The following is a 10,902-nucleotide window of genomic DNA, read 5'->3' as shown; positions in this document are numbered from 1 at the left end:
CGCCACAGCGCACTCGACGGACTACCTCCGACCAGCCGCCTGTAACCAACGTCGTGGCCGAGTACACCTAGGCGCCTCTGACGTTGCAAAGGCGGCCCGCAGGATCGGTTTCACGCCCCAGGACCTGTGGCAACTACGCGTTTGCCTGGACCAGATCGATCCCGAAGGCCACCCGGCGCATCCGTTCCACCAGCGGGCTGTCGCCGGATTCGACGGTTTCGTGCCTTTCGACTCCGAACTATGGCGAGGATGGCCGCAGCGGGTCCGGCGAGGTGAGGCCCCGGAGACTGTGACCCGGAGCCTGCTTCGTGCTGCCACTCAGGGCTCCGGACCCGGCACCGACTGACCGGTTCCGCCCCAGACAGACTGAAAAGTGCCGTGCCCACCATCATTGGTAACGATGGTGGGCACGGCACGCGGGGGCCTTCTTCAGGTCACTCCGGGACCACGCGCACAGCACCCTTGTCAGCGGAGGTCACCATGGAGGCGTAGGCCCGCAGGGCCGCGGAGACCTTGCGCTCGCGCTCCTTGGCGGGCTTCCAGGGCAGGGCTCCCTTGGATTCGCGGCGGCGATGCAGTTCGGCGTCGTCGACATCGACCTTGAGCACGCGGTTCTCGACGTCGATCACGATCGGGTCGCCCGTCTCGATCAGAGCGATCGCGCCACCGGCGGCCGCCTCCGGGGACATGTGCCCGATCGACAGCCCTGAGGTACCGCCGGAGAAGCGGCCGTCCGTGATGAGCGCGCAGGCCTTCCCCAGGCCCAGACCCTTGAGGTAGGAGGTCGGGTACAGCATTTCCTGCATGCCCGGCCCTCCCTTGGGCCCCTCATACCGGATGACGACGACGTCGCCCTCCTTCACGTTCTTGGACAGGATTTCGAACACCGCCTCGTCCTGGGACTCGACGACGAACGCCTTGCCCTCGAAGTGGAACAGCTCGGGATCGATGCCCGCGGTCTTGATGATCGCCCCGTCCTCGGCGATGTTGCCGAACAGGACACACAGCCCACCCTCGGCCGTGTACGCGTGTTCGACGTCGCGGATACAGCCTTCGGCAGCGTCAACGTCATGGGATTCGTACAGGTTGGCCTGGGAGAAGGCCTGCGTGGTCCGCACCCCGCCGGGTGCGGCCAGGAAGTGCGCCTTGGCGTCCTCGGAGGCCTTGCCCGACCGGATGTCCCAGGTATCCAGCCATTCACCCAGGGTCTCGGAATGGACCGTGTGCACCGTTTCGTCCAGCAGCCCGCCGCGGCGCAGCTCTCCCAGGATCGCGGGGATGCCGCCGGCGCGGTGGACATGCTCGATGTGGTACTTCGTCGAGTTGGGTGCGACCTTGGCCAGGCACGGAACCTTGCGGGACAGGGCGTCGATGTCGGACATCGTGAACTCGACTTCGGCCTCCTGGGCGGCGGCCAGGATGTGCAGAACCGTGTTGGTGGAACCACCCATGGCGATGTCCAGGGCCATGGCGTTCGTGAAGGCGTTCTGGGTCGCGATCGAGCGCGGGAGGACCGAGTCGTCGTCGTCCTCGTAGTACCGCTTGGCGGATTCCACGATGCGCCGACCGGCCTCCTCGAAGAGCCGCTTGCGATTGGCGTGCGTGGCAAGCGTGGTGCCGTTACCCGGCAGGGACAGCCCCAATGCCTCGGTGAGGCAGTTCATGGAGTTCGCGGTGAACATGCCCGAGCAGGAACCGCACGTGGGGCAGGCGCTCTCCTCGATCAGGGCCAGCTGCGCATCGGTCACGGATTCGTCCACGGCCATGACCATGGCGTCCACCAGGTCCACCCGGTGCTCGACGACGCCTTCGACGCCCTCCCCGGACTCCATGGGGCCCCCGGAGACGAAAATCGTGGGGATGTTCAGACGCATGGCCGCCATGAGCATTCCGGGCGTGATCTTGTCGCAGTTGGAGATGCAGACCAGGGCGTCGGCACAGTGCGCGTTGACCATGTACTCGACCGAATCGGCGATGATGTCGCGGCTGGGCAGCGAGTAGAGCATGCCATCGTGGCCCATGGCGATGCCGTCGTCCACCGCGATGGTGTTGAACTCCTTGGCCACACCACCCGCTTCCTGCACGGCAGCCGCGACGAGTTGCCCCATGTCTTTCAGGTGTACGTGCCCGGGAACGAACTGGGTGAAGGAGTTGGCGATCGCGATGATCGGTTTGCCGAAATCCTCGCTCCCCATACCGGTGGCACGCCACAGGGCGCGGGCTCCGGCCATGTTGCGGCCCGTGGTGGATGTGGCAGAACGCAGCTGCGGCACGACAACTCCTCAAGACGAAACAGCGCGAGACGAAACAATCTGTGAGTCTCGCAGTCAACAGTGGCACGAACCAGAGGCTCGGGCTAATCTGGCCGTGACATTTGCGAACGAAAATCTGGGGGAGGCTGTACGTGACCCACCACCACCCGTCACACCAGTCCGGTTCATCCGGCTATCAGGGTGCCCCGCAGTACGTCCGCCCGCCCGCCTACGACAGATCTGCCTACCACACCCCGGGGAGTTCGTACGGCCCCTCCGCTCCCGCCAACGGGACACCGCCCTATGCGTCTGCCGGTGGCCCGAACGGGTCCTGGCCGGCGCAAGGCCCGGTCAAGGGTTCGCCTCCGCTGTGGGTGGGGATCCTCGCCCTGGCATTGAGCCCCGTCCTGGCCGTCGGTGGAATCATCCTGTCCCTGGTCTTCGGCAGCCAGGAGCTCGACCGGGAACTCGCAGCCGCTCAACCGGGCGTCACGGAGGAGCTTGACGCGAGCACCATGCACACCCTGTACGCGCCCGCCGGCGAGTCCGTGGTCGCCTCGGACTGTCAGGTCTACGGACCGGAGTACGACCCGATCTACGTGAGCGACAGCTACAGCACCAGCACGGAAGAACGTGCCGGTGAGAGCTATCAGGAGATCGGGGAGTTCACCACCACGGACGCCGGAAGGTACCGGGTCAGTTGCGAGGGCAGCAGCGATCTGCTGGCCATCGAAGGCAACGGATACGTGTGGATCGGGCTGGGGTCGCTGTTCTCGGTCCTCGGTGCCGGAGTCCTGGGAGTCCTCGGGGTCGTGTTGATCGTGGTCAACCGGATCTCGGCCTCGCAACGTCGCCAGTCCGCCTGGGGAGGTCGCTACTGAACCCTGCCCTCCCATCACCTCCGCGCCATCAGCGCACTACCAACGCACCACGACGGCCCCACGGCCCGACCCCAGCCCCATCTGAAAGGACCTGACCCTTGAGCACTCCCACCAACGGCACGCCCACCCCGAACGACCCGCAGGACAACGGAGACCTCGGCAAGGACGCCACGTCCGGTGACCACTCGCCGTCGACCTCCGACGGCAACTACTCGGCCCCTCAATTCGGCGGCGCCGCGTCCACGAATGCCCCCGGTCCCCAGGGACAGCAGGGTTCCGATGCCCCGCGTGACCAATCGGGTTCCTCGGCACCCCAGTTCCGTCCCGCCGGTGGCCAGGACTGGCAGCAGCAACCCGCCCAGGGCGGAGGCTACGGCGGCCCCGGCGGTATGCAGAACCAGAATCCCTACCAGTCCGGCGGCCAGAATGCCTACGGCTCCGGCAAGGGCTTCCAACCACAGGGGGATCGCAAGTCCATCAAGGGCACTCCCCCGTTGTGGCTGGGCATCACCCTGGCCGTCCTGGGCCCGGTCCTGGGTCTGATCATGATCATCGTGTCCTTCGTAACGCTAGGCGGAACGGTCACAGACTTTGCGAATGCGCCATCCGGTTCCACCCAGTCCCTCGAGGCGGACACGGACTACTGGATCATGTCGGGTGACGGCACGACGTTCGTGAGCTCCTGCTCCGTCTACGACCCCGAGTCCAACTCGATCGACGTGGACGTGACACCCAGCAGCTCGGCCTCCACGGAAACCCAGGACTCTTCGATGAACCTGGTGGGCACGTTCACCTCCCAGGACGCGGGCGATTACAGCGTCTACTGCTCGGACCTGGCAGGTTCGGACACGTACGTGGTCGAGGGCAATATCGGTGGGATCCTGGGCGGTGCCGCGGGAATCATCGGCGGCATCCTGTTGGGCTTGCTCCTCCTGGTCATTGGCATCGTGCTGATCATCATCAACCGCGTCACCGCCTCGCGGCGGCGCCGGGCTGCCGGATTCAACTGATCGGCGGCAATTTCTCCCATCGCGATCCATCCTGATGCCGCAACAACGGCTCACGCGGATAGCATGGACTCCACGACCGGGGGCCGGGTCGACCACGAGCGTCGGCCCGGCCCCTCGGCCGTGTTCCTGACCTCCGATCGCCCGAAGGACCGCGCCCGTGGCCAAGTCCGCCCCACCCGTACCGAAGCCCGATGACGGGTCCGAATTCTCGGTCCCACTGGTCAAGGCAGTCGATCCCCTGGTCCTTGCGCTGGACGTCGGGTCGACGGCAAGCCGTGGAAGCCTGCACGACGCCCACGGGGTTCCGGTCCGTGGTTATCGCCACAAGATCCCCCACGCCTTCACGGCCAAGTCGGACGGGACCAGCATCATCGACCCGGACTCCGTGGTCGAGGAACTCGGGACGATCATCGACGTCGTCGTCGGCACTCGTAAGGAACTGATCGGGCGGCTCAAGGGCGTCGCGATCGACACCTTCGCGTCGTCGCTGGTGGGTGTGGACGCGAATCGCAAGGCCACGACCCCGTGCTACACGTACGCAGATTCACGAGCCACACCCCAACTGGCCCGGCTTCGGGAACAGGCCGACGAGCCGGAGCTCCAACAGCTGACCGGGGCCCGCCTGCACACCTCCTACCTGGCACCGCGGTTCCTCTGGTTGCGAGAGAACGAACCCGATCTGGTGGCCGACACCAAGCGCTGGGTCTCCCTGGGTGAGTACTTCCACATCCGGTTGCTCGGGAAGGCCCGCGCGGGCACCGCCGTCGCCGCCTGGACGGGGCTGCTCAACCGCCACACGGGTGACTGGTCCGACCGCATGCTTGATCTCGCCCAGATCGACCGGACCAAGCTGTCGCTGATCGCCCGGCCGAACCAACCGATCCTCGAGGTTCCCTCGGGGGTCGTCCAGCGCTGGCCCGCCCTGCGGGATGCCCGGTGGTTCGCACCGATCGCGGACGGGTTGGCCCAGAACATCGGCGCCGGTGGTCGCGACGCATCCACCATGGTGACGTCGATGTCCACCTCGGGTGCCATGAGGGTTCTGGTCCACAGCGTCCCCCAGGAGATCCCCTACGGGCTGTGGTGCTACCGCATCGACGACTCGCGCAGCCTGCTGGGCGGCGCCGTCAACGATGTCGGACGTGCCCTCGACTGGGCATCGAGAACCTTCGCACTGCCCGAGGACACGGGCATGCCCGAGATCGCGACCCAGCCGTACCGCCCGGACCTGCCGCTGTTGCTCCCCTACCTCACCGGCGAACGCTCCACGGGCTGGGCGGGAGGAGCCCAGGCTCACGCGCTGGACATCACCGCCGCCACGGGCCCCGAGGCTCTGGCCCGGGGAGTCATGGAGGGCGTTGTACTCAGCCTGGGGCGAGTGGCCTCCCAACTCAAGGAGGTGGCGGGCGACGTCGAGCGTCTGGTGTCCACGGGTGGGGTGTCCCAGAACGTCCCCGGAATCCAGCAGCTGTTGGCCGACTACCTGGGGCGGGAAACCGTCCAGGCCACGTTCAAACGCTCGACCCTGCGCGGAACCGCGATCCTGGCGCAGGAGGTCCTGGCCCCCGGCGTGGAACCGGCGGAGGCACCCGCCACCCGGACCTTCAAGCCCAAGGAGAAGCACCGCGAGCACTGGGACCGGTTGGCCGAGCGCTACGAGGTCGCCTACCGGCGCCTGATCGCGCCGTGAGTCAGGTCCGATGACATGGCGTTGACCCGCGACCAGATCGTGGACGCCGCACTCGAGGTGGCCGGCGACTACGGCCTCGGAGACCTGTCCATGCGGCGTGTGGCCGGCGAACTCGGGGTCCAGGCCGGGGCCCTGTACTGGCACGTGGCCAACAAGCAGGAGCTGCTGATCGCGCTGTCCCGCCGGATCCTGGACCCGTCCTCGGGTGCGCACGCCTGGCCGACGGAGCCCCGAGAGATCCTGCTCGACTTTCGGTCCCGTCTCCTGTCCGTGCGCGACGGCGCCGAGATCGTGGCCGTCGCCCACGCCGATTCTCCGGCGGAACTCGCCCCCGTACCCCAACTGGCGGCAGGTCTGGACGGCGGCCACGGCGCATGGGCCATGGCGCAAGCCAAGGTTCTGGCCCGCTGGGCGATCGGTTCCGTCCTGGCCCAGCAGACCGCCCAGTCGCTGACCGCCGCGGCACCGTCCGAGCAGACCACGGCAGCCGCCGTCGAGGCACAGTTCGAGCTGGATTTTCAGCAGGGTCTGATCTGTCTGCTCCCCGGGGCGACCGGAGCTCAGGAACAGCCGAGCCCGGAATCTGCTTAGATCTCCCGCTGGATACCAGCCGAGCGCAAGCCCTCTGCCGTGGACACTCCATGCCATTTCACCTGGTGCTGGGCCGTTTTCGTCCGGTCATCCCACGATTCGGCCACCAAACGGTCTGCGAATGACCAATCTGGCCTACGTTGTCCCGAGCGGCCGATCATGTGATCCACGACACGGGCCGGCCGGGGTGAGGCGCCGGATGGCACGGCGCCCACCGCATCAAACCTGCACGGAGGCACGACATGGCAGACGCACCCGATCCGACCGCACGGGTCCGGACCCCGGAACCCAGCGGCACCCAGTTGCCCCGCACCGCACAGGACGCCCAGTTGAAGGCCCACATGAAGGGCCGCCACCTGGTGATGATGAGCCTGGGCTCCGCCATCGGCGCGGGGTTGTTCGTGGGTTCCGGTGTGGGCATCCAGGCCGCGGGACCTGCGGTTTTGATCTCCTACGCGATCGCCGGGGTCATGATCGTGCTGATCATGCGCATGCTGGGGGAAATGGTGGCCGACCGCCCGACCTCCGGCGCGTTTTCCGTGTACGCGGGGCGGGCCATGGGACCCGCCACGGGATTCGCCGTCGGCTGGTTGTGGTGGGTGCAGCTCATCATCGTGATCGCCGCCGAGGCCACCGCAGCCGCCCAGATCCTCTCGGCTACCTGGCCGATCGCCCCACAGTGGGTCCTGGCGCTGATCTTCATGTGTGTCTTCACTGCCATCAACCTGACGGGCGTGGGACGTTTCGGCGAATTCGAGTTCTGGTTCTCACTCCTGAAGGTCGTGGCCGTACTCGCCTTCCTGGTGATCGGCGTGCTGTTCATCGCAGATCTCCTGCCCACGGCCTCCCCCGGGACGACCAATCTGACCGAGCACGGCGGGTTCATGCCCCAGGGCATCGGTGGCGTCGCTGCGGGCCTGCTGATCGTGGCCTTCGCCTTCGGAGGCATCGAAATCGTGGCGGTCGCCGCTGCGGAGACCGAGGACCCTCAACGCAACGTGGGTCGGGCCATCCGAACGATCATGTGGCGCATCCTGGTCTTCTACATGGGCTCCGTGCTGATCATGGTCCTCGCCATGCCCTGGAACTCGGAGGACCTGGGCGCCTCACCGTTCGTGGCGGTGCTGCAGACCGCCGGCCTGCCCGCCGTCGCGACCACCATGGCCGTCGTCGTCACCGTGGCCCTCCTGTCCTCCCTGAACGCAAATCTCTACGGCGCATCGCGCATGATCTACTCCCTGTCTCACCGCGAGTTGGCCCCGGCCGGGCTGCAGAGCACGAACAAGCACGGAGTCCCGGTGGCGGCGGTGCTGGCCTCCGTGGCCTTCGGCTTCGTGACCGTGGCCCTGAACTACGTGTGGGCCGAGGAGATCCTGGGCATCCTCATCAACATCGTCGGTTCCACCCTGATCTTCATCTGGACCACGACGATCCTTTCGCACCTGATCCTGCGCCGTCGGGCGGAGCGCAAAGGCCGCGAACTCACGCTCAAGGCCTGGGGATACCCGTGGCTGTCCGTGCTGACCCTGATCGCCATGGCGGCGGTCATCGTCCTGGGCATGACCATGCCGGAGGTGCGCCAGCAGATTCTGCTGACCGGCGCCTTGTTCGCGGCTCTGTGGGTCATCGGCGCCATCCTTGCGCGGCGACGCGGTGTGGTGCGCTTCCGTTCTCCCGAGGAGGTCGACGCCGGGGCCACCGGGCGCACGCGCGCGAATCCGGTGGTCCAGCCGGGCACAGAAGATTCAGACGCCACGCGTCCCACGCGATCCACCGGCGACTGACCGGCCGCACCGTCGTCCCGCCTCGTGACGCAGGACGTCCCCGACGTTTTGGCGTCCACGGTGGCCGTCGTGCCAAGATGTGACGCGTAACCATCCAGAGCGACCGAGAGACCTGGCTCGTCGACGTCGCAGCAACCCCGGTTGGCAGCTCACGCAGCGCAACCTCCGGTGCTCCCGCCAGGACCGATGGAAAGGACGTGTCTTCGCGCATGCTGAATTCTGACCGGATCCGTACCACCCACGTGGGCTCCCTGCCCCGCACCCCGGAACTCCTGTCCGCCAACGAGGCCTTCCAGGACGGCAAGATCTCCTGGGACGAGCTGGTGGCCACCATGCAGCGCGGCGTCGTGGACATCGTGGCCAAACAGCGCGAGCTGGGCATCGACGTGGTCAACGACGGCGAGTACGGCCACACCATGTCCTCCTCCGTGGACTACGGGGCGTGGTGGAACTACTCCTTCTCGCGCCTCGGCGGACTGACCCCGTCGGACGAGGACCGGTGGGCGGACACGGAACAGCGCCGCTCCTCTCCCGGCAACATCGTGCTGACCACCTTCTCCGACCGGCGGGACCGCGAGCGCTTCCGCGAGGCCTACGAAGACCCGTCCTCGGGAATCCTCACGGCCCGCAAATCCGTCAAGCAGCCCAAGATCACCGGGCCCCTGACCTACACGGGACAGGAGGCCGTGGCCGCGGACATCGCGAACCTCAAGGCCGCGATGGAACAGACCGGGGCCACCGAGGGCTTCGTCGCCGCGCTCTCGCCCGGGTCCTGCGCCCGCGTGACCAACGAGTACTACAAGACCGACGAGGAACTGGTCTACGCCTGCGCCGACGCCATGCGTGAGGAGTACAAGGCGATCACGGACGCAGGGCTGATCGTGCAGATCGACGACCCCTCCATCGCCGAGTCCTGGGACCAGATCAACCCCGAGCCCTCGGTCGAGGACTACCTGGGTTTCATCCAACTGCGGATCGACGCCCTGAACCACGCTCTGGAAGGCCTCCCGCCTGAGCAGGTCCGGTTCCACCTGTGCTGGGGCTCCTGGCACGGTCCGCACACCACGGATCTGGAGCTCAAGCACCTGATCAAGCCGCTGCTGTCCATCAACGCGGGCGGCTACTCCTTCGAGGCCGCCAACGTCCGCCACGCCCACGAGTGGAAGCTGTGGAAGGACGCGGGTCTGCCGGAGGACAAGGTCATCATCCCCGGCGTGGTCTCGCATTCGACCAACGTGGTGGAGCACCCGGAACTGGTCGCGGACCGGATCGAGAACTTCGCCTCCGCCGTGGGGCGAGAGCGCGTGATTGCCTCGACCGACTGTGGACTGGGCGGACGCCTGCACCCGCAGATCGCCCTGGCCAAGCTCGAGTCCCTGACCGCCGGTGCCGCCCTGGCCACCGATCGACTGTTCTGAGGGGGCAGCCGTGCAGCGTTCCGAGAACCACATCCTGACCACTCACGCGGGCTCCCTGCCGCGCACCCGCGAACTGATCGAGGCCGCCCGTGCCCGCGTGGCGGGTGAGGACTACGACCGGCTCCTCTCCACTGCGGTGGACGACGTGGTGACACAGCAGCGCACCACCGGCATCGACGTCGTCAACGACGGTGAATACGGCCACGCGATGGCCGAGGACGTCGACTATGGCGCCTGGTGGCACTACATCTTCGCCCGCCTGGACGGACTGGCCCCGGGCGAGCGCACGCTGGCCGACCAGCCCGTCCAGCGGTCGGCACCCGGGGACGTTCGCCTCACGAGTTTCGGCGACCGCCGGGACTGGGGGAAGTTCGCGGAGGCCTACCAGGATCCGTCGTCGGGCATCTTCACGGGCAAACCCGCACCGTTCCCGGTTTTCAGCGGCCCGATCAGTTATGTCGGCCAGGAGGCCGTGGCGCGTGACATCGCGAACCTGAAGGCCGCGATGGCCAAGACCGGAGCACAGGAGGGGTACCTTGCCGCGCTGTCCCCCGGGTCCTGTGCTCGGCTCGAGGACACCTACTACGGCAACGAGGACGACGTCCTGGCCGCGTGCACCGAGGCCATGCGCCAGGAGTACAAGGCCATCACGGACGCGGGGCTGATCGTGCAGATCGACGACCCGTCGATCGCCGAGAACTGGGACCAGATCAACCCCGAGCCCTCGGTCGAGGACTACCTTGCTTTCACCCGGCGGCGCGTGGACGCGATCAATGCCGCGTTGGACGGCATTCCGCCCGAGCAGGTCCGTTTCCATCTGTGCTGGGGATCGTGGCACGGCCCGCACACCACGGACATCGAGTTCCGCCACATCGCTGAACTCATGCTCGAGATCAACGCGAGTGCCTACTCCTTCGAGGCCGCCAACGTGCGTCACGAACACGAATGGAAGATCTGGCAGGAGGTGGCCCTGCCCGCCGACAAGGTGATCATCCCCGGCGTGGTGTCGCACGCGACCAACGTGGTGGAACACCCTGAGCTGGTGGCCGAGCGGATCGAACGCTTCGCCTCCGTGGTCGGCCCCGAACGGGTCATCGCCTCGACCGACTGCGGACTGGGCGGCCGCGTCCACCCGCAGATCGCTCAGGCCAAGCTCGAAACCCTCGTGGAAGGTGCGCGCATCGCCTCCGAACGTCTCTTCTGTGCGGTCGAACTCACGGCGCCAGAGGGCGGGGGGGGTCCCCCTCGCGGGGGGAGGGGCGCGCGGGCCGGGGGG

At 67.2% G+C, this 10,902-nt stretch carries 9 protein-coding genes; 8 read left to right on the top strand and 1 reads right to left on the bottom strand.

Annotated features, from left to right (window positions below; translation table 11 throughout):
- A partial coding sequence (locus GWK18_RS12945) for a hypothetical protein (RefSeq protein ID WP_209280939.1) occupies positions 1–346 on the top strand: 346 nt, incomplete at its 5' end.
- 88 nt (positions 347–434) lie between these two features.
- On the opposite strand, the gene ilvD is transcribed toward GWK18_RS12945, so the two are convergent.
- Positions 435–2,273: a dihydroxy-acid dehydratase gene (gene ilvD / locus GWK18_RS10660; RefSeq protein ID WP_123823615.1), complete on the bottom strand. Its 1,839-nt coding sequence runs from the start codon at positions 2,271–2,273 to the stop codon at positions 435–437.
- A 131-nt stretch (positions 2,274–2,404) separates the two neighbouring features.
- Here ilvD and GWK18_RS10655 point away from each other — a divergent pair, with 131 nt between their 5' ends.
- The 7 genes from GWK18_RS10655 to GWK18_RS10625 all read left to right on the top strand — a co-directional run.
- Positions 2,405–3,133 carry a hypothetical protein gene (locus GWK18_RS10655; protein WP_123823616.1) on the top strand — a complete coding sequence of 243 codons (729 nt, stop codon included), beginning with the start codon at positions 2,405–2,407 and terminating at the stop codon, positions 3,131–3,133.
- A gap of 98 nt (positions 3,134–3,231) precedes the next feature.
- Complete coding sequence (locus GWK18_RS10650) at positions 3,232–4,143, top strand: hypothetical protein (protein ID WP_123823617.1); 912 nt, start codon at positions 3,232–3,234, stop codon at positions 4,141–4,143.
- 157 nt (positions 4,144–4,300) lie between these two features.
- Positions 4,301–5,833: a gluconokinase gene (locus tag GWK18_RS10645; RefSeq protein WP_166835158.1), complete on the top strand. Its 1,533-nt coding sequence runs from the start codon at positions 4,301–4,303 to the stop codon at positions 5,831–5,833.
- Positions 5,834–5,848: 15 nt separating this feature from the next.
- Complete coding sequence (locus tag GWK18_RS10640; protein WP_166835155.1) at positions 5,849–6,424, top strand: TetR family transcriptional regulator; 576 nt, start codon at positions 5,849–5,851, stop codon at positions 6,422–6,424.
- A 242-nt stretch (positions 6,425–6,666) separates the two neighbouring features.
- Positions 6,667–8,208, top strand: a complete 1,542-nt coding sequence (locus GWK18_RS10635; RefSeq protein ID WP_348535930.1) for an amino acid permease — start codon at positions 6,667–6,669, stop codon at positions 8,206–8,208.
- A gap of 209 nt (positions 8,209–8,417) precedes the next feature.
- Positions 8,418–9,626 (top strand): cobalamin-independent methionine synthase II family protein, encoded by a 1,209-nt coding sequence (locus tag GWK18_RS10630; RefSeq protein WP_166835153.1) that lies wholly within the window; start codon positions 8,418–8,420, stop codon positions 9,624–9,626.
- A gap of 10 nt (positions 9,627–9,636) precedes the next feature.
- The coding region (locus GWK18_RS10625; protein ID WP_166835171.1) for a cobalamin-independent methionine synthase II family protein at positions 9,637–10,902 on the top strand (1,266 nt) is incomplete at its 3' end.

It is taken from the genome of Kocuria sp. JC486 (assembly GCF_011602805.1).
Taxonomy (GTDB): domain Bacteria; phylum Actinomycetota; class Actinomycetes; order Actinomycetales; family Micrococcaceae; genus Kocuria; species Kocuria soli.
Note: the sequence above shows the minus strand (reverse complement) of the source record. Positions and strands in the feature narration are given on the sequence as shown.

Coding starts and splice junctions, on each gene's coding strand:
- GWK18_RS10640 (WP_166835155.1), top strand. CDS start 5,849: ATGGCGTTGACCCGCGACCAGATCGTGGACGCCGCACTCGAGGTGGCC.
- GWK18_RS10630 (WP_166835153.1), top strand. CDS start 8,418: ATGCTGAATTCTGACCGGATCCGTACCACCCACGTGGGCTCCCTGCCC.
- GWK18_RS10635 (WP_348535930.1), top strand. CDS start 6,667: ATGGCAGACGCACCCGATCCGACCGCACGGGTCCGGACCCCGGAACCC.